Genomic DNA, 19926 nt, shown 5'->3' with positions numbered 1-19926 from the left:
TTCCCGCCGTGCTTTGTGCGAACGACCCGATAAAAACCTTAGCGGACACGATCACGTTATGAATAAAAGCCTTCGTTTCAGCCACAAGATTCTACTGGCGGCATCACTGATCGTGATCCTCGCCTTCAGTCTGTTCACCCTCTACAACGACTACCTCCAGCGTAATGCCATTCGCGCGGACCTGGAAAACTATCTGGCCGAGATGGGTGACTCCACCTCCACCAATATCCGCAACCTGTTCGAAGGGCGGATCAAGCTGGTCGAGAACGTCGCCCAGAACCTGGCCCAGTACCCACAGAACACCGGCACCCTGCTCGGCCAGAACGCCCTGACCTCGAGCTTCCTCACCATCTATCTGGGCCAGCCCGACGGCACCTTCACCGTGCGTCCGGACACCAAGATGCCCGATGGCTACGACCCCCGCGTACGGCCTTGGTACAAGGACGGGCTGAACGCCAGCGGGCCGATCCTCACCGAGCCCTACATCGACATGGCCACCAACAAGATGGTCATCTCGATCATCAGCACCGCCTCGCGCTCGGTGGGCGTGGTCGGCGGCGACCTGGCCCTCGACGGCCTGGTGGACATCATCAACTCGCTGAACTTCGGCGGCATGGGCTACGCCTTCCTGGTCAACGACCAGGGCAAGGTCCTGGTGCATCCAGACAAGAACCTGGTGATGAAGTCCCTGTCGGACCTGTTCCCACAGAACACACCGAAACTGACCCGCGAGCTGACCGAAGTCGAGCTCGACGGCCAGACCCGCCTGGTCACCTTCACCCCGGTCAAGGGGCTGCCCTCGGCCAACTGGTACATCGGCCTGTCGGTGGACAAGGACAAGGCCTTCTCGATGCTCAGCACCTTCCGCACCTCGGCGGTGATCGCCACGCTGGTGGCGGTGGTGATCATCATCGCCCTGCTCGGCCTGCTGATTCGCGTGTTGCTGCAACCGCTGCACACCATGACCCGCGCCATGGAGAACATCGCCGAGGGCGAAGGTGACCTGACCCGCCGTCTGCAGATCCACAACCACGACGAGTTCGGCATCCTTGGCACCGCCTTCAACCGCTTCGTCGAGCGCATCCACGGTTCGATCCGCGAGGTGTCTTCGGCCACCGAGCAGGTCAACGAGGTGGCGCTGCGGGTGATCAGTGCCTCGAATTCGTCGATGAGCAACTCCGACGAGCAGTCCAATCGCACCAACAGCGTCGCCGCGGCCATCAACCAGCTCGGCGCCGCCGCCCAGGAAATCGCCGGCAACGCTGCCCAGGCTTCGCAGCATGCCAGCTCCGCCCGCCTGCTGGCCGAAGAAGGTCAGCAGGTGGTGCAGCGCAACATCGACGCGATGAATCGCCTGTCGGACCTGATCGTCGATTCCAGCGCGCACATCGAGACCCTCAACAACAAGACTGTCAACATCGGCCAGATCCTCGAGGTGATCACCAGCATCTCCCAGCAGACCAACCTGCTGGCGCTCAACGCCGCCATCGAGGCTGCCCGCGCCGGTGAGGCCGGACGTGGTTTCGCCGTGGTTGCCGACGAAGTGCGCAACCTGGCGCACCGCACCCAGGAATCGGCGCAACAGGTGCAGACCATGATCGAGGAATTGCAGGTCGGTGCCCGCGAATCGGTCGAGACCATGGGCCAGAGCCAGCGCCACAGCCAGGACAGCCGGGAGATCGCCAACCAGGCGGGCGAGCGCCTGGGCAGCGTCACCCAGCGCATCGGCGAGATCGATGGCATGAACCAGTCGGTGGCCACCGCCACCGAAGAGCAGACCGCCGTGGTCGACTCGATCAACATGGACATCAACGAGATCAACATGCTCAACCAGGAAGGCGTCGAGAACCTGCAGGCCACCCTGCGTGCCTGCTCGGACCTCGAGCAGCAGGCCGGACGCCTCAAGCAGCTGGTCGGCAGCTTCCGTATCTGACCTGATGCCATCGCGGGGCAAGCCCGCTCCCACGAACGGCGTGGGAGCGGGCTTGCCCCGCGATGGCTCGCACCGCACCTCGCTCCACAACCCGATCGAACAAACTATCCTTCAGGTAGGTCAACCCTCAGGCGCGTCATCGGCGGCTCATTCTCCGCCGATGGCACACCCGAGGACGATCCCGGAGGGATGCTGATCGTGCACATCGCCGACATCACCATGTTCTACGCCCCGGCCAGCGGCGGCGTGCGAACCTATCTTGATGCCAAACACCGCCGCCTCGACGCCATGCCCGGCGTTCGCCACAGCCTGCTGATTCCCGGCGCCAGCGCCAGCCATACCGATGGCGTCTACCACGTTCCCGCCCCACCCCTGCCATTCGGCAACGGCTACCGCTTCCCAGTGCGCCTGGCGCCCTGGTGCAACGTGCTGCGGGGGCTGCGGCCCGACCTGATCGAGGTGGGCGACCCCTACCTCACCGCCTGGGCCGCGCTGGAGGCACGGCGCAAACTCGACGTCCCGGTGATCGGTTTCTACCACTCCGACCTGCCACTGCTGGTGAGCAACCGCATGGGCAACTGGTTCACCCCTAATGTCGAGGCTTACGTCAGCAAACTGTACGGCCATTTCGACCGGGTCCTGGCGCCCAGCCAGGCGATGGCCGACAAGCTGCGCAGGCTCGGTGTCGCGAATGTCCACGTACAGCGCCTGGGCGTCGACCTGGGACTGTTCCACCCCGAACGCCGCGACCCCGGCCTGCGCGCGCAACTGGGCATCGCCGACACCAGCCGTCTGCTGGTCTTCGCCGGGCGCGGCTCGCGCGAGAAGAACCTGCCGGTGCTGCTCGACTGCATGCGCATCCTGGGCCGCCACTATCACCTGCTGCTGGTGGGGTCCAACATGCCGGCCAATGTGCCGGACAACGTCAGCGTGATCGATCATTTCTGCCCACCCCAGGAGGTCGCCCGCCTGCTCGCCAGCGCCGACCTGCTGGTGCATGCCGGTGATCAGGAAACCTTCGGCCTGGTCATTCTCGAAGCCATGGCCAGCGCCACGCCCGTAGTGGCGGTGCGCGCCGGGGCCTTCGGCGAAATCGTCGGCGAACAATGCGGTCGCCTGTGCCGAGCCAATGACAGCCCAGCCATGGCCGCAGCGGTTCGCGAAGTGTTCGAGACCGGCGTACGTTCGCTCGGCGTCCAGGCCCGTCGCCATGTCGAGCGACTCTACAGCTGGGATACCGTGGTCAGCGGTCTGCTCGTGCATTACCAGGCGGTGCTCGGTCACCAGCCCCAGGCGCGCGCCCATGGCTGACCCGCATCGCGGCCCACGCAGCCTGATGCTGGTGCTGCACGATGTCGCGCCGGAAACCTGGCCGGATTACCAGCCCTTCGTGCAGGCCATCGACGCCCTGGGCGGTGTCCCCATGACCTGGCTGGTGGTGCCGGACTTCCATCACCGCAACGCGCTACTGCGCTCCCCGACCTTCTGCCGCCTGCTCGAACGGCGCCTGGCCCGCGGCGACGAGCTGGCCCTGCACGGCTACTACCATGCTGACGACGGCCCGACACCTCGCGGGCCGGCCGAATACTTCATGCGCCGCCTGTATACCCACGAAGGCGAGTTCTACGGGCTCGACCAGGCCAGCGCGCGGCAACGGCTGGAGGCCGGGCTGGCGCTGTTCGCGCAGCAAGGCTGGCCAGTGGCGGGCTTCGTCGCCCCAGCCTGGCTGATGAGCGACGGCACGCGCCAGGCGCTTCGCCAACTGCCGCTGCGCTACACCAGCACGCCCCAGCACCTGTATCGCCTGCCGGACTTCACTGCCGTCGCCGCCCCCGGCCTGGTGTGGAGCGCACGCAGCGCCTGGCGCCGCGGTTTGTCGAGAGTCGTCAGCGAGTTGCAATATCGACGCTGGCACGAGGCCGACACCCTGCGCCTGGGGCTGCACCCGGTGGACATGCGCCATGCCAGCGCACGCAACTACTGGCTCGACACCTTGCACACCCTGCTGGCACAGGGTCGCGAACCGCTGACCAAGTCCGCCTGGCTGGATCGCCAGCTGCCCCCATGAAGCGCCTGGGCTGGCTGGCCCTGGCGCTGCTGCCGGCACTGCTGGTCCCGGCCCTGCTCGGCGGCGGTCAGCTGCTGCCGCGCCTGCGCACCTTCGCCCCCGACCTGATGCTGCCGCTTCTGGGGATGATCCTGCTGTGCTGGACCCTCAATGCCGCACGCCTGCGTCTGTTGCTCGGCGAACAGGGCGCGCGACTGGGCCGGGTACGCAGCCTGGGCGTGGTCATGGCCACCGAGTTCGCCATCTGCAGTACGCCCGCAGGCAGCGGCGGCCCACTGACCTTGATGGCACTGCTGAGGCGCGAGCACATCGCCGCCTCGCGCAGCGGTGCGGTATTCGCCATGGATCAGCTGAACGATCTGGTGTTCTTCTTCTGCGCGATGCTGGCGATCGCCGCCTACGCCCTGTTCCACAGCCTTGGGCACAACCAGCAAAGCATGCTGCTGGGCAGTGCCCTGCTGCTGTGCGCGGCACTGGGAGGGATCGTCGGGCTGCTACGCGCCCGGCGCGCGGTGATGCGCGGCAACGGACGCCTGCTACGGCGACTGGGCATGGCCCCCGCGCGTCGACGGCACTGGGCGCGCAAGCTGCTGCGCTTCCTCCATGCCCTGGCCGACACCTGGCGCCTGCCCAAGCCTACCCTGGCGCTGGTGTTCGCCCTCACCTGCGCGCACTGGGGCCTGCGCTACAGCGTGCTGTTCCTGGTGTTGAGAGGGCTGGGGGTGGAACTGGCGTGGATACCGAGCTTCCTGGTGCAGATGCTCTCGCTCAGCGCCGGACAGTTCAGCCTGTTGCCGGGTGGCGCGGGAGCCGCGGAGGTGACCTCGGCGACCTTGTTGGCGCCACTGGTGGGATCGTCGACGGCAGCCGCGGCGATCCTGATCTGGCGTGCGGTCACGTTCTACTTCTATCTGCTTGCTGGCGGGCCGGTGTTTCTATGCCTGATGGCAGGTCCGCTGCTGGCGCGCCGGCGTCGCCAGACGCATTGAAGCGCTGCCAGAGCTCGGCGGCACCGGGAAATTCGGTGCCGTCGTCGTCGCTCAACGCATCGGGATCGAAACGGGCCAGGCAACCCTCGCCCAAGGTCGGCGGCGCCGAGGCGCCGGCCTTGTCACGTGGATCCGCCATGCACGGGCCCTTGCTTCAGTTGAACACCACGGTTTTATTGCCATGCACCAGCACGCGGTCTTCCAGGTGGTAGCGCAGGCCGCGGGCCAGCACCATCTTCTCCACGTCGCGACCGAAACGCACCATGTCCTCGATGCTGTCGGCGTGGCTGACACGCACCACGTCCTGCTCGATGATCGGGCCGGCATCCAGCTCTTCGGTGACGTAGTGGCAGGTTGCACCGATCAGTTTCACGCCGCGCAGGGCCGCCTGATGGTAGGGCTTGGCACCGACGAACGAAGGCAGGAAGCTGTGGTGGATGTTGATGACTTTCTCGGCGTACGCCTGGCACAGCTGCGGCGGCAGGATTTGCATGTAACGGGCCAGTACCACCGCGTCGGCAGCATATTCCTCGACCAGGCGCGACACTTCGGCGAAGGCTGGCTGCTTGTCCTTCGGATCGACCGGGACATGATGGAATGGAATGCCATGCCACTCGACCATGCTGCGCAGGTCGTTGTGGTTGGAGATCACGCAGGGAATCTCGCAATCCAGTTCATCGGTATGCCAGCGGTGCAGCAGGTCGGCCAGGCAATGCGATTCGCGGCTGGCCATCAGCACCACACGCTTCTTCTGGGCGGAGTCGGTGATCCGCCAGGTCATGGAGAACTCTTCGGCGATCGGCGCGAACGCCTCGCGGAAAGCCTCGATACCGAACGGCAGCGACTCGGCACGAATTTCATGGCGCATGAAGAACCAGCCACTCTGCTCGTCGGAGTGGTGGCTGGCTTCGTTGATCCAGCCATTGTAGAGGGCCAGGAAATTACTGACTTTCGCCACGATGCCGACGCGGTCGGGGCAGGCAATCACCAGTCGATAGGTGCGCATGAGAGAGACTCCAGAACTTCGCAAAGGCGCGTATTCTAGCGGCCTGGCGGAAAAAACGCAGTAATCATCTACGCCCGTGCCCTGTCGCTTGCACGCGCAATTTGGCTTGCTAAATTCCCTTCGATTCAAGCGGCTGTGGCCAGCGCCCCGTCAACATGTAATTTTTTTTAACCTAATAGCGAGGAATTTTCCCCCTGCTATTAATTGACTCATGCCTTTTAATTGTTTACTTGCCAGTTTGGCCTGTCTATTATTGCCGGCACTGTCTCTCTGAACATGCATTAAGGAACACACCATGTCCCTGATCAACGAATACCGCGCCACCGAAGAAGCCATCAAGGAACTTCAAGCCCGTCTGGCCAACCTGTCGCAAGATGACAAGCTGAAGAAAGAACTGGAATTCGAAGGCAAGCTGCGCGCCCTGATGGGTGAATACTCCAAGTCCCTGCGTGACGTGATCGCCCTGCTCGATCCGGAAAGCAAACTGAGCAAGGCACCGCGCGGCGCTGTCAAGACCACCGCCACCAAGCGTGCGCGCAAAGTCAAGCAATACAAGAATCCGCACAATGGCGAGATCATTGAAACCAAGGGCGGCAACCACAAGACCCTGAAAGAGTGGAAAGCCAAGTGGGGCGGCGACGTCGTCGAAAGCTGGGCTACCCTGCTGGACTGATTCGCCGTACTGCGCATTGGTTTCAAGATGAAAAACGCCGGCACTTGCCGGCGTTTTTTGTTTTCCGCTCATTTCAAAGCTGGTAGTTCGCCTTCAACTGCCTGATATGTTCCGACCAGGCCGTCAGCACCTGCCGCCCCGCCTCGCTCGCAGCGTCCCAACTGCTCTGGCATGCCAGTTCGAAGTCAGCGATCGTCGTCGGCGCGCCATACCCAGGATCCATCAGGCGCTGCTGGCAGAACCCATGCCAACGCGCACGCTCTTGTTCATCCAGGGTATCGCTGAAGTTGCGCGCACGGTAACGGAACAACAACTCCGGCAGCCGCGCGTCATCGAACATCCAGTGCTGCTTGCCCAATTGTCCGGGGTCCATGCCGCGCACTTGCTCGCTCAGACGCTTATCCCGATCACCCAGGAATCCGTCATACAGCTGTTGCTCCGGATCTTCACTTGGCGCGAACCCTTCCTCCTGGAAAATGACAGGCAACTTGTCCCGCCAGTGGTCCTGCTGATTAGCCAATTGCTCGCCACTTGACTGCAACGCCGACAAGTCGATGCCGAGGCGTTGCTGATCGACAGGGCGCAGTACCGACAGTGGCGCCAATACCGGACAGCGATTGATGTGCACCAACTTGAGCGGTACTGGTAGTTGGCCTTCGGCCATGTCTTCACGTCGTGTGTATAAACGCTGACGCAAGGCTTCTGCACTTTCCTGGAGCAGTGGCTGTGTATCCTGCTGCAGATCACAGACAATCAATGCATTGCGATTACGCGGGTGCCAGGCCAACGGCAGCACCACCCCGATATAGTTGCGCTGGGCCGAGAAGCGACCGGATACATGCACCAGCGGTTGCAACAAGCGAACCTGTTCCATGACCTTGTGCTTGCTGCGCAGCTGGAACAACCAGTCGTACAACTTCGGCTGTTTCTCGCGAATCAGACGCGCCAGGGCGATCGTCGCCCGTACGTCGGAAAGCGCTTCGTGGGCTTGGCCATGATCCAGGCCGTTGGCCTTGCTCAGCAGCTCCAGGCGCAGGCTGGTGCGCCCATCCTGTTGCGGCCACTGGATACCCTCTGGACGCAAGGCATAGGCGGTGCGCACCACATCGATCAAGTCCCAACGGCTGTTGCCGCCCTGCCATTCACGGGCGTAGGGGTCGAAGAAGTTCCGATAGAGGCTGTAGCGGGTGACTTCGTCATCGAAACGCAGGGTGTTGTAGCCGGCGCCACAGGTGCCAGGCCTGGCCAGCTGCTCATGTACCCGGGTCATGAACTCGCCTTCGCACAGCCCATGGCTGGCCAGCAGCTGCGGGGTGATGCCGGTCACCAGGCAAGCCGCCGGGTGCGGAAGAATGTCGTCGGAGGGGCGGCAGTAAAGGCTGATCGGCGCCTCGATCTCATTGAGATCGAGGTCAGTGCGCACGCCGGCCATCTGCAATGGGCGGTCGCAGCGCGGGTTGATGCCGGTGGTTTCGTAGTCGTGCCAGAAGATGCTGGAGCTCACGGGGTCGTCCTGTAACAAGGTCGTCCAGAGTCTAGCGGTCCAAGCGTTGCCCAGGCCAGCCTCAGACCGAGGCGTTCGCGGGGCGGAAAGTGAAGAAATCGCGTAGGGAACGCACGAAGTCGTCGTATTCCTGCGGCGCCTGCAGCAGCATGAAGCCGGCATCGTAGTGCCCAGGTGTTTCGTCTTCGCGGCACCACAGGCAACTGGCGGTCAGGTTGATGAACTGCAGCCCGCCTCCGGCCAACGGCACGCGCAATTGCAGCTCGAAATCAGGCCCTGCCAGCACCGGCAGTTGGCTGATCAGCATCAACCCATCCTCGGACGCATTGCCCAGATAGCCGATCTGCTGGTCGGTGAAGCGGTTGAACACCTTGAGCACGCAAGGCAACTGATGGCGTTCGATGTGTCGCTCGATGAACATGGTCGCAGTGAGGTCCTGTACCTGATGCCAGGAAGACAAGGTACTGGCGATGATCGTTACAACGCTTTAACAGATTAGTCCAAACCGACGGACGGACTACATGAAATCATCGACACCTTGGCATTAACGCCAAGGTGTAGTGTTCGCAGGCGTGGCCATTGCCGCTTCGCCACGCAGGTGCCCAAGCTTCTCCAGCGTCTGCAGGCGCGCCTGCGCGCGGTAGGCATACTCATTGCGCGGGTATTGCTGGATCAGGTACTGGTAGGTCTGCGCCGCGTCGACATAGAGCTTCTGTCGCTCCAGACACTGGCCGCGCAGCAGCGAAACCTCCGGATGGATGAACGGACGGGCGCGACTGGTGCGGTCGACCTGGGACAGCTCCAGCATCACCTTGGCACAGTCGCCACGGTCGTAGGCCCGATAGGCATTGTTCAGGTGATGGTCCATGGACCAGCGGGTGCAGCCGACGACACTGGCCGCCATGGTCAAAACGATCAGGGTGCGCATGGGAATTCTCCTTTGATGGACAGTGTATCGGCGCCTTGCCGGGTTTCTTCAGCTGCAAGCTGCAAGCCTCAAGCCTCGAGCTGCAAGTGGTTGTACGCCGCCCCTTACTTGTAGCTTGCCGCTTGTAGCTTATCGCTGCCGCCGAGCCGACCGTTCAAACGCAACCCTGCCTTGCGTGCCGGTAGTGCAACGGAACAATGACTACAGCGCAATTGAGGAGTAGCCTTTCGCTGCGCTTCACTATAGGAGTCTGTGCATGACCATCCGCCGTACCAAAATCGTCGCCACCCTTGGCCCCGCCAGCAACTCGCCGGAAGTGATCGAACAGCTGATCCTCGCCGGCCTGGACGTGGCACGTCTGAACTTCTCCCACGGCACCCCGGACGAGCACAAGGCCCGCGCCCGCCTGATCCGCGACATCGCCGCCAAGAACGGCCGCCACGTCGCGCTGCTGGGCGATCTGCAGGGTCCGAAGATCCGCATCGCCAAGTTCGCCAACAAGCGCATCGAATTGAAGATCGGTGACAAGTTCACCTTCTCCACCGCCCACCCGCTCACCGAAGGCACCCAGGACATCGTCGGCATCGACTACCCCGACCTGGTCAAGGACTGCGGCGTCGGTGACGAACTGCTGCTCGACGACGGCCGTGTGGTCATGCGCGTCGAGACCGCCACGGCGGACGCCCTGCACTGCGTGGTGATCATCGGTGGCCCGCTGTCGGACCACAAAGGCATCAACCGCAAAGGCGGCGGCCTGACCGCCCCGGCCCTGACCGAGAAGGACAAGGCCGACATCAAGCTGGCCGCGGAAATGGACCTGGACTACCTGGCCGTGTCGTTCCCGCGCGACGCCAGCGACATGGAATACGCGCGCAAGCTGCGTGACGAAGCCGGCGGCAGCGCCTGGCTGGTGGCCAAGATCGAACGCGCCGAAGCGGTCGCCGACGACGAGACCCTGGACAAGCTGATCGCCGCCTCCGACGCGGTGATGGTCGCCCGTGGCGACCTGGGCGTGGAAATCGGCGACGCCGAGCTGATCGCCATCCAGAAGAAGATCATCCAGCACGCCCGCCGCAACAACAAGGCAGTGATCGTCGCGACCCAGATGATGGAGTCGATGATCCAGAACCCGATGCCGACCCGCGCCGAAGTGTCCGACGTGGCCAACGCCGTGCTCGACAACACCGACGCGGTGATGCTGTCGGCCGAGAGCGCCGCCGGCGCCTACCCGATCGAAGCCGTACAGGCCATGGCCCGAATCTGCTCGGGCGCCGAGAAGCACCCGACCAGCCAGAAGTCCAGCCACCGCCTGCACACCACCTTCGAGCGCTGCGACGAATCCATCGCCCTGGCGGCCATGTACACCGCCAACCACTTCCCGGGCGTCAAGGCGATCATCGCCCTCACCGAAAGTGGCTACACCCCGCTGATCATGTCGCGCCTGCGCTCGCACGTGCCGATCTTCGCCCTGTCGCCGCACCGCGCCACCCAGGCCCGTGCCAACATGTTCCGCGGCGTCTACCCGATCGCCTTCGACCCGGCCTCGCTGCCGGCCGACAAGGTGAGCCAGGCAGCGGTCGACGAGCTGCTCAAGCGCGGTCTGGTCGAGCAAGGTGACTGGGTGATCCTGACCAAGGGCGACAGCTACCACACCATCGGTGGCACCAACGGCATGAAGATCCTGCACGTGGGTGATCCGCTGATCGGTTGATCCTGCTCCCGTTGGGGCCGCTTTGCGGCCCTATCGCGACACAAGGCCGCTTCCACAACTACCGCGCAGCTCCAGGGTTGCGGGGAACCTGTGGGAGCGGCCTTGCGTCGCGAAAGGAGGGCAAAGCCCTCCCTGTTCTCTCAGGCATGCTCACTGAACACATCGGCAAACAACTGCCCCCTGGGCATCCCCGCTATAAATAGCCGCCGAGCAAACTGCTCTACCCGCCCCGGCGCCCCGCACACCAGCGCCACCGTCTGACGCGACGCCAAGCGCAACCCCGCCAACGCCTCCTCGAAATCCTCGCTCGCCACCAGTTCCACACTCACCTGTTCCCCAGCCAGCGCCTGTAAAGCTTCGGCCAGGTAATGCTCACGAGCCACATGCAGCACCTTGATCGGCCCCAGGTGCCCTTGCTGCAGCGCCTCGCGCAGGATGCCCCACAACGGCGCCAGCCCGGTGCCTGCGGCCAGCAACCAGAGCGGCCGTGTCTGCCAGTCCGGATCGTAGTGCAACGCCCCGCCCCTGAGCTCGCCCAGCCTCAGCACATCGCCCAAGCGAAGCTGCCTTGCCTGATCGCAGAACGCACCGGGACGGTGGCAGTCCAGGTGGAACTCCAGGAAGTCGTCCTCGCCCGGCAGGCTCGCCAACGAGTAGGGTCGCGCGACGCCGCCGCTCCACAACACCAAGTGCTGCCCGGCCTTGTAGCGCAGTGGCCGCTCCGCTCGCAGCCTCAGGCGCAGCACCTCGGCGAACCAGTCCAACCCGATCACGGTTGCCGGCAGCCCATCGCTTCGGGGATCGAACAGCGCCACCCGCAGGTCGCTGGCGACCGAGCACTGGCAGGCCAGGCGCCAGCCCTGCTCGCGCTTGTCCGCCGCCAGCGCCTCGGGTTTCGCGTCGACGGGCATACCGTCCAGGCAACGCACCAGACAGGCGTGGCAGCTGCCGGCGCGGCAGCTGTAGGGCACGGCGCAACCGGCGTCGTTGAGCGCATCGAGCAGGTTGCTGTCGGCGGGCACCCACCAACGGCGTTCGCCCACGCAAAGTTCGGGCATGTCAGTTCATCTCCAAATGCAAGCGATTGGGGCCGCTCTGCGGCCCTTCGCGGGTAAACCCGCTCCCACAGGGCCATGCATTACCCCCTGTGGGAGCGGGTTTACCCGCGAAGGGCTGCAAGGCAGCCCCGGTCAACATCACGCTGACCTCATTGAACTGCATTGCAACGCTGGCGTCATCAGCAAGAAGGATGCCCACGCCCTGCCGACCTTGGTCCAGACCACGTGCAGGTGTTTCCGAAGGCGCGGCACGGTATACTGCCGCGCCTTTTTGCGCCGGCCCGACCAGCCGGTGCCTTGCCAGGCGTTCCTGACATACAGGTGTGCACTGTCGGAATGCCTTTTCGAATGTTCCCGTCTTTAAGAGGAGCGCGCTGCATGACCGTGATCAAGCAAGACGACCTGATTCAGAGCGTCGCCGACGCCCTGCAATTCATCTCGTACTACCACCCCGTCGACTTCATCCAGGCGATGCACGAGGCCTACCTGCGTGAAGAGTCGCCTGCCGCGCGTGACTCGATCGCCCAGATCCTGATCAACTCGCGCATGTGCGCCACCGGCCACCGCCCGATCTGCCAGGACACCGGTATCGTCACCGTGTTCATCCGCGTCGGCATGGACGTGCGCTGGGACGGCGCGACCATGAGCGTCGACGACATGATCAACGAAGGTGTGCGCCGCGCCTACAACCTGCCCGAGAACGTCCTGCGCGCCTCGATCCTGGCCGACCCGGCCGGTGCCCGCAAGAACACCAAGGACAACACCCCGGCCGTCATCCACTACTCGATCGTGCCCGGCGACAAGGTCGAGGTCGATGTCGCGGCCAAGGGCGGCGGCTCGGAGAACAAGTCGAAGATGGCCATGCTCAACCCGTCCGACTCGATCGTCGACTGGGTGCTCAAGACCGTCCCGACCATGGGTGCCGGCTGGTGCCCGCCTGGCATGCTCGGCATCGGCATCGGCGGCACCGCCGAGAAGGCCGCGGTCATGGCCAAGGAAGTGCTGATGGAGTCCATCGACATTCATGAGCTCAAAGCCCGTGGCCCGCAGAACCGCCTCGAGGAGATCCGCCTGGAGCTGTTCGACAAGGTCAACCAGCTGGGCATCGGCGCCCAGGGCCTGGGCGGCCTGACCACCGTGCTCGACGTCAAGATCATGGACTACCCGACCCACGCCGCCTCGCTGCCGGTGTGCATGATCCCCAACTGCGCCGCCACCCGCCACGCCCACTTCGTGCTCGACGGCAACGGCCCGGCCGAGCTGGAAGCGCCGTCGCTGGACGCCTACCCGGAAATCGTCTGGGAAGCCGGCCCGAGCGCCCGTCGCGTCAACCTCGACGACATCACCCCGGAAGAAGTCGCCAGCTGGAAGCCGGGCGAGACCATCCTGCTCAACGGCAAGATGCTCACCGGCCGCGACGCCGCGCACAAGCGCATGGTCGAGATGCTCAACCGTGGCGAAGAGCTGCCGGTGGACCTCAAGGGCCGCTTCATCTACTACGTCGGCCCGGTCGACCCGGTCGGTGACGAAGTGGTGGGCCCGGCCGGTCCGACCACCGCCACGCGCATGGACAAGTTCACCCGCCAGATCCTCGAGCAGACTGGCCTGCTGGGCATGATCGGCAAGTCCGAGCGCGGCCCGACCGCCATCGAGGCGATCAAGGACAACAAGGCCGTGTACCTGATGGCCGTCGGCGGCGCCGCCTACCTGGTGGCCCAGGCCATCCGCAAGTCGAAGGTCCTGGCCTTCGCCGAGCTGGGCATGGAGGCGATCTACGAGTTCGAAGTGAAGGACATGCCGGTCACCGTCGCGGTGGACAGCAAGGGTGAGTCGGTGCACATCACCGGTCCCGCGCTGTGGCAGGGCAAGATTGCCGAAAGCCTGGCGGTGGAAGTGAAGTAAGCTTCACCGCAATGAAAGAACCGCTCCCCCCGGAGCGGTTTTTTTTGCCCGGACCTTTCCGGCGGCCAAGATTTATTTACCGCAGTCCTACATTCGCCTCCCACTTAAATGAGCCCCTTATCCCACACAGGACTGGCTCATGAACCACACACAACAAGCCAACCAATGGCTTCGCCGCTTCCGCCTCGACATCACCTCGAACAGCAATCGCCTCTATGCCAACGGCCGCCAGCAGGTCGAGGTCACCATCACCATCGAGCCACGGGAAGGCCAGGAAATTACCGAGCAGCAGCTGTCGACCCTGCAACTCGTCCTGATCGATGACGATGGCCATGTTCGCGACCTGGAGGGCGACTTGCAGGCCCGACACCTGCGTGATTCGCGCTTCGACTACCATGCCTCCGGCACGACCGTGCCAGCTGCGCTCACCCAGCCATCAGCCGGAGCCATGCGCCGCCGCTTCTACGTAAGCTCGACGCTGCCCGGTGGCTCATTGAGCACGATCCACGCAGGGATCTGGCGCGACGAGCACACCAGCTTCGAGACCAATGCCGCGCCTTTTCGCTCATCCGTGGTCATCGAATCCGTGGCGCCGCCCAGCCCGCACGAGTCCCGCTTTCAGCTCTCCGTCCAGGACAAGGTCAGCTACAAACTCGACAACGGCAGTTACTGGAACGACGAGATCGAGGAAGAAGTGGCCTACTTCGGCTTTCGCGACCCGAACAACCGGATAGTCGCCAGCCACGCCCAGGCGACACCCTCAGCCGAGCCGTTTTATGTGCGCAACAACTGGGACCATGCGCTGATCTCGTTTCAGCTCACCAACGACTACAGCCAGCACTGCCGCGTGGCAGCCTACGCCGTGGATCAGCCCTTCAGCCTGCAACTGCCCGACTCCAGTCAGACCCTCACCGAGCGCCCACACCACATGACGCTCTACCGTCATTTTTCGCGTTTCTATCGACGCTGGTTCAACGACCTCAACGAATCGACCAGCCTCTGGACCGTGCTGGACCGCCACGGCAACGCGTACACCGTCGAGTTTCTCGCCGGCACAGGGGGTAACGCCTTGAGCTTCCGCCTGAGCGATCGTCACTCCTGAGCCGCGCCGATCAATCTCAGCCACGGGAAATCACCGCATGTCGACCTTGCATACCCAGGCCAGCAACTTCCTGGACTTCATGAAAACCGGCGTGGACAACCGCACCGGCCAGTTCACCCTGGCCCTCGCCCTGCCACTGCCCCCCGCGAACCAGCTCTGCGGGCCATCGCTTCCCGTCACCCTCAGCTTCGCCAGCCTGGCTTCGAACGTGGACAAGGGCTATGGCCTGGGCTGGAGCCTGAACCTGTCCGAGCTGTACCTTGACCAGGACAGCACCCGCCTGAGCCTTGCCTCAGGCGAACAGTTCGCCATCGACCTGGACCGCTCAAGCTTCCTTATCGACAGCCGCCTGAGTTTTCTCGACCAGAAACTCGACAGCTTGCGTTTGCGCCAGCAGGCCGATGGCAGCCTGCGCGTGGAGCACGCATCCGCAAGCAGCGAAATCCTCCGGCAGCAGGCCTCCAGCCCCTGGTTCCTGCTCGAAGAGTTGCGCTCGCCGGAAGGCCGCAGTCTCTATGTGGACTGGCTGCCGTTCGGCGATGGCGGCTATCGGCTCGAACAGATCCGCGATGAACTGCGCACCCTGCTCAGCCTGGAGCGAAGCGAAGACGAAGTGCGCATCACCCTCAACCCCTCCACGCCACAAGCCGCCATGCTGCGCCTGGTGTTGAGCGACAATCGGCTGACCCAGATCCATGTCCCGGGCATCGCGACCCCATTCGAGATCGACTACACCCTGGCCGGTCCACTGCTGTTGCCCAGCGCCCTGCGCAGCCCGATGGGCGCCAAGGATATCGTTCACTGGGCAACCGGCAGCGCAGGTCACCGCCTGCCAACTGGCGCGCCGTTCCCCTACCTGCCCAGGGTCCTGTCCTGGACCCATGCCAGCGGCACGCCGGCCAGCGAATTGAACCGCATCTATGAATGGGTAGGAGACAGCAATTTCCTCGGTTTCGGCAGCGATCAGGCGTTCGCCTGGGACAGCGGCCGGGACAACCTGTACCAGGTCGACAGCGACTACCAGTACCAGCTGGTCGAGACCCTGAGCGATGCCAAGGGCCAGACGCTCGAGACCCTCACCCGGACCTGGAATCGCTTCCATCTCCTGACAGTGGAAACCTCGCGGCGCGGCGCCTGCGAAACCCGCACCCACACCACCTACGGCATCGACCCGCAACTGAACTGGGAACAGCAACCCCCAGCCTGCCAGCTGCCGCACGAGGTTTCGCTCAGCTACATCGACCACGCCCGCGATGGCGCGACACGCACGCAGACCACCCGCTACCGCTACGACACCCACGGCAACCTCGTACAGGTGATCCACCCCAATGGCCTCCAGGAGCTCAGCGAGTTCTATCCGGCGCAGGGCGCCGAAGGCTGCCCGCCAGACCCAATGGGCAGGGTTCGCCACCTGAAGAGCACGACCGTGGTCCCAGCCCCTGCCAAGGGCGAAACCCCGACGCTCGGCACCCGCTACACCTACCTGGCCCTGCCCTCGCTGATCGCCGGGGAACCCGCGCGACCTGTGATGGCCAGCGAAGAAACGTTCAACACAGGTGACGATTGCACGCTGAAACGGACCGAGCAGCATTACAGTTCCGTTCCCGGCGCGACCCATGGCCGGATCGTCCAGCGCAGCACCACGCTCGATGGCAAGGTGACCATCACAACATACCGCTATGAAGTCACAGAAGATGAACTGGTCAGCGAAACCACCTGCATCGGTTTCGAACTCGACGACGAGAACCGCGCGAGCCAGAGCCACGGGCAGTCGCTGCTGAGCGGGCTGACCAGCTGGGAGCGCAGCCAGGCAGGCGCCTGTCAGCGCTACCAGTACGACACCCTCGGCCGCATCGTGCGAACGGTGAGCGCCGCCGACAGCCCCTGGCAGACCGTGCGCAGCGCGCACTATCACGTGGATGACGCCGTGGCACGCGGGGCCAGGCAAGACGACAAGATCAATCCGGTCATGCTCGAACAGGTCGACGCCAACGGCGCGCGCCAGCGTCAATGGCTCGATGGCGATGGTCGCACCGTGCAGGTGGAGCAGGAAGACATCGATGAAGCGCCCGGACAGTTCAGGGTGATCGCCCTGTACCGCTATGACGCCCTCGGGCGACAGATCAGCCAGACCTCGCAGGACTGGCTCGGCCCCGACGCCCCGACGCCACTGACCCTGACCACCACCACGACCTATGACGACTGGGGCCAGGCGTGTCTCGACATCGGCCCCGACGGCGTGCACAGCCACAGCCGGTACGACCCGCTCACCTTGCGCGTCGAGCAGTGGCAGGAGGCCGGCGGCCAAACCGGTGCGAAGCAGGTCGTGCTCAGCGATTTGGCTGGCCAGCCGATCGAGTACCAGGACATCGATGCCGACGGTGCCCTGGTGCGCACCCGCAAGCTCTTGCGCGACGGGTTGGGCCGGGTGATCGAAGAACGTATCGAAGTACCCGACGCCCCGGTCATCACCACGCGCCTGCGCCATGACCACCATGGCCGCGTCATTGAAAAACAGCTGGCCGACGGCACCCGGTTGACCTGGACCTTCGCGGGACACAGCGACGACCAGCACCCGGAATCCATCTCGCTCACCCCTGCCCAGGAGCCGCAACCATGACCGCCCTTCCCATCCTGCTGGGCCGGCAGACGTTCGACGGCCTGGGACGCCAGCGCAGCGTACAGGTCGCCGGACGCACCACCCACTACCATTACCGCCCAGGCCAACTGCCGCCTACAGCCAATACCCTGGCCGATGGCACGCACCTGGCCTACACCTATGAACCACAGCTGGACAACGCCCTGCTGTCCAGCGCGACGCCCGACCAGCCAGGCGAACGGCTGAGCTATCACGCCCCGCTCGGCCTGCCCGCCTCGGCCAGCAACGCCCTGGGCGAGCAGCGATGGCACTTCACGCCGTCAGGCAAGGCATTGCGCGACACCTGGACTGTCGATGGCATCGAGCACAGCACCCACTGGCGGCACTCGCTCAATGGCCTGTTGCTGGGTTTCACCGACAGCGCGGGAGGCAAACACCGGCACCAATACGATGCATTCGGACGCTTAAGCGTGCTTTCGGTCGGCGGCGTGCGCACGACCTTCACCTACGACGCCTGGTCCCGACCCGCGACCATCTCCACCGACGACCCGGCCAGTGACCGCCAGCTGGTCAAGCAGCTGAGCTACGACAGCATGGGCCGTGAGGCAGCCTGTGCCTTCAAGGTGAAGCAGGCGGGCAAGACTCGCTCCTGGCACCAGACGCTGGTCTATGGCCCGCTCGACCAGGTCGTTTCCCGCACCTGGCACGATGGCGAGCGACAAGGTGAAGAACATTTCGCCTACGACCTGCGCGGGCGCTTGGTGCACTACACCGCCAACGCCGTGGCGGCACCGCAGGATCCGTTCGGCAATCCCATCGTCGATCAACGCTTCACCTTCAATGCCCTCGATGGCTTGCGCGAGGTGGTCAGCACCTTTGCCGATGGCAGCCAGGACCACGCCCGGTTCAGCTATGCCGCACACGATCCCACCCAGGTCGTGTCGATCAGCCACAGCCACGACAGCTGGCCGAGCCGCATCGATCTACGCTACGACGCCTGTGGACGGGTGATCGGCGACAGCCTCGGCCGGCGCATGAGCTGGACCGCCCACGACCGCCTGGCCAGCGTCAGCGTCGGCGCGCGAACCTGCCACTACCGCTACGATGCCAGTGGCCAGCTGTGCGACCGGATACTCGACGGCGAGCTCGAGCGCAGCTGGCACAGCGCCGGGCAGTTGACCCATGTGCAACAAGCCGAACAACGGCTGGAGCTGATCGGCAATGGCGCGGGCCTGTTCGCCTTGAGCAAGGCGGCCGATGGCATACGCCAGACCATCCTGATCGGTTGCGATGCCCAGGGCAGCGCGCGCCTGGAGGTCAAGGAGCAAGTGCGCAGCCGCCGCTACACCGCCCATGGCGCCGAGGCGGACGAGGGCGAACAGCCCTTCGGCTACGCCGGCCTGCGTCGTGAACCGCTGACCGGCTGGTACATTCCGGCAGGCTATCGACCCTACGATCCCATGCTCATGTGCTTCCTCGCTCCCGACAGCGAAAGCCCGTTCGGCCGTGGCGGCATCAACCCCTATGCCTATTGCGCCGGCGACCCGGTCAACCGCATCGACCCAGACGGCCACAGCTGGGTGACCTGGGCCCTGGCAGGTGTCGGGCTGGCCCTCGGCGCCGCCATCACCCTGGCCAGCCTGGGCACCGCCATGCCCGCCGTCGCCGGCCTGTTCGCCGGCGGCCTGGGCAGCCTCAGCGCCAGCGGTGCCTGGGCGATCGGCACGGCGGCGCTCAACGCCGTGTCGCTCGGCACCGGCGTCGCCGCCATGGCCCTCGAAGCCAGTGGCAGGGACCAGCACAGTGCCAGCGTGCTTGGCTGGATTTCCCTGGCCAGCGGCCTGGCCAGCCTGGGGACCGGCGCGGCTGCACGCCTGGCTGCGGCTCCCGCCCGGGCGCCGCAGCTGACCCGCGGGGCCGGAGCCATTCGCCTGCGTGAACCAAGGATCACTCGTCCAGCGTACTGGGAACAGCGCAGCGAAGTCCTCTATGCCGAAAGAGCGGGGCAAAACGATGTCGCCATGCACTACAACCTTTGGGGCCAAGGCATTCGCGCGTTCGAGACCCACGGCAGCAAAGGCGGCCAGCTGATGAACGCGGTGGGACAGATGGACGATCCGGCGCGTATCGCATTGAAGGAAATCGCGCCACGCCTGGCAGGGGTCGAGCAGAATGTGCCATTGGTGCTGCTGGCCTGCCATGGCGGCAAGAGTGGCGCGGCGCAGCGCATCGCCGATGTCCTGCAACGCCCGGTGTACGGCTACGACAAGGTCATCTGGGTCAACCGCGCAGGCTTCATCCAGTCACTCAGGGTCGATAACTTCACCAGCAGCCTGCCCTCGCAGAACATCTCGCGCTGGAAACGCCTGCAAGGCGCGAAAGGACCGTTTTCCTTCTATCCACAACGCGAGATCGCCACCGGCAGAACCTACTACCCACGCTGAAATGATCGT

General features: G+C 64.5%; 16 protein-coding genes and 1 pseudogene. 11 read left to right on the top strand and 6 right to left on the bottom strand.

Annotation, left to right across the window (positions count from 1 at the left end):
- Positions 1-58: 58 nt before the first annotated feature.
- From ACYUME_RS05385 to ACYUME_RS05365, 5 genes and pseudogenes are all read left to right on the top strand, one after another.
- Positions 59-1027 (top strand): annotated as a pseudogene (locus ACYUME_RS05385) (HAMP domain-containing protein); the annotation flags it as partial.
- 141 nt (positions 1028-1168) lie between these two features.
- Complete coding sequence (locus tag ACYUME_RS05380) at positions 1169-1933, top strand: methyl-accepting chemotaxis protein (protein WP_460419291.1); 765 nt, start codon at positions 1169-1171, stop codon at positions 1931-1933.
- A gap of 189 nt (positions 1934-2122) precedes the next feature.
- A complete protein-coding gene (locus ACYUME_RS05375; protein ID WP_460418251.1) occupies positions 2123-3244 on the top strand; it encodes a glycosyltransferase family 4 protein in 1122 nt (373 codons plus the stop codon).
- The gene (locus tag ACYUME_RS05370; protein ID WP_460418250.1) at positions 3237-4001 is read left to right on the top strand and encodes a DUF2334 domain-containing protein; all 765 of its coding nucleotides are present in this window, start codon (positions 3237-3239) and stop codon (positions 3999-4001) included. The genes ACYUME_RS05375 and ACYUME_RS05370 overlap by 8 nt, the downstream gene beginning before the upstream one ends.
- The gene (locus tag ACYUME_RS05365) at positions 3998-4990 is read left to right on the top strand and encodes a lysylphosphatidylglycerol synthase transmembrane domain-containing protein (RefSeq protein ID WP_460418249.1); all 993 of its coding nucleotides are present in this window, start codon (positions 3998-4000) and stop codon (positions 4988-4990) included. The genes ACYUME_RS05370 and ACYUME_RS05365 overlap by 4 nt, the downstream gene beginning before the upstream one ends.
- On the opposite strand, the gene ACYUME_RS05360 is transcribed toward ACYUME_RS05365, so the two are convergent.
- Both ACYUME_RS05360 and purU read right to left on the bottom strand, forming a co-directional pair.
- Positions 4896-5129, bottom strand: a complete 234-nt coding sequence (locus tag ACYUME_RS05360) for a hypothetical protein (protein WP_460418248.1) — start codon at positions 5127-5129, stop codon at positions 4896-4898. The two genes, ACYUME_RS05365 and ACYUME_RS05360, sit on opposite strands and share 95 nt — an antisense overlap.
- Before the next feature lie 15 nt (positions 5130-5144).
- A complete protein-coding gene (gene purU / locus ACYUME_RS05355; protein ID WP_279881406.1) occupies positions 5145-5996 on the bottom strand; it encodes a formyltetrahydrofolate deformylase in 852 nt (283 codons plus the stop codon).
- 295 nt (positions 5997-6291) lie between these two features.
- Here purU and mvaT point away from each other — a divergent pair, with 295 nt between their 5' ends.
- Positions 6292-6669 (top strand): histone-like nucleoid-structuring protein MvaT, encoded by a 378-nt coding sequence (gene mvaT, locus ACYUME_RS05350; protein WP_279807705.1) that lies wholly within the window; start codon positions 6292-6294, stop codon positions 6667-6669.
- 73 nt (positions 6670-6742) lie between these two features.
- Here the strand turns inward: mvaT and sbcB are convergent, their stop codons facing one another.
- The 3 genes from sbcB to ACYUME_RS05335 all read right to left on the bottom strand — a co-directional run bounded on the left by sbcB (position 6743) and on the right by ACYUME_RS05335 (position 9101).
- Entirely contained in the window at positions 6743-8173 is a 1431-nt protein-coding gene (gene sbcB, locus ACYUME_RS05345; protein WP_460418247.1) for an exodeoxyribonuclease I, read from the bottom strand.
- Between the two features lie 61 nt (positions 8174-8234).
- Positions 8235-8594 carry a PilZ domain-containing protein gene (locus ACYUME_RS05340; protein ID WP_279881402.1) on the bottom strand — a complete coding sequence of 120 codons (360 nt, stop codon included), beginning with the start codon at positions 8592-8594 and terminating at the stop codon, positions 8235-8237.
- Positions 8595-8717: 123 nt separating this feature from the next.
- Positions 8718-9101, bottom strand: a complete 384-nt coding sequence (locus tag ACYUME_RS05335; protein ID WP_279881400.1) for a tetratricopeptide repeat protein — start codon at positions 9099-9101, stop codon at positions 8718-8720.
- A gap of 256 nt (positions 9102-9357) precedes the next feature.
- Here ACYUME_RS05335 and pyk point away from each other — a divergent pair, with 256 nt between their 5' ends.
- Complete coding sequence (pyk, locus tag ACYUME_RS05330) at positions 9358-10812, top strand: pyruvate kinase (RefSeq protein ID WP_279881398.1); 1455 nt, start codon at positions 9358-9360, stop codon at positions 10810-10812.
- 140 nt (positions 10813-10952) lie between these two features.
- Here pyk and ACYUME_RS05325 read toward each other — a convergent pair whose 3' ends face one another.
- Positions 10953-11870, bottom strand: a complete 918-nt coding sequence (locus ACYUME_RS05325; RefSeq protein WP_279881396.1) for an iron-sulfur-binding ferredoxin reductase — start codon at positions 11868-11870, stop codon at positions 10953-10955.
- Between the two features lie 378 nt (positions 11871-12248).
- Here ACYUME_RS05325 and ACYUME_RS05320 point away from each other — a divergent pair, with 378 nt between their 5' ends.
- The 4 genes from ACYUME_RS05320 (at position 12249) to ACYUME_RS05305 (ending at position 19917) form a co-directional block, all read left to right on the top strand.
- Positions 12249-13772, top strand: coding sequence for a fumarate hydratase (locus tag ACYUME_RS05320; RefSeq protein WP_279887281.1), 1524 nt, complete (start codon positions 12249-12251; stop codon positions 13770-13772).
- Positions 13773-13911: 139 nt separating this feature from the next.
- Positions 13912-14874, top strand: coding sequence for a hypothetical protein (locus tag ACYUME_RS05315; RefSeq protein ID WP_460418246.1), 963 nt, complete (start codon positions 13912-13914; stop codon positions 14872-14874).
- A 37-nt stretch (positions 14875-14911) separates the two neighbouring features.
- Positions 14912-17494 (top strand): hypothetical protein, encoded by a 2583-nt coding sequence (locus tag ACYUME_RS05310; protein ID WP_460418245.1) that lies wholly within the window; start codon positions 14912-14914, stop codon positions 17492-17494.
- Entirely contained in the window at positions 17491-19917 is a 2427-nt protein-coding gene (locus ACYUME_RS05305) for an RHS repeat domain-containing protein (RefSeq protein ID WP_460418244.1), read from the top strand. Before ACYUME_RS05310 ends, ACYUME_RS05305 begins: the two co-directional genes overlap by 4 nt.
- Positions 19918-19926: the final 9 nt, after the last annotated feature.

This window comes from Pseudomonas sp. microsymbiont 2 (assembly GCF_054788395.1).
This window is presented reverse-complemented; position numbering and strand designations above follow the sequence as displayed.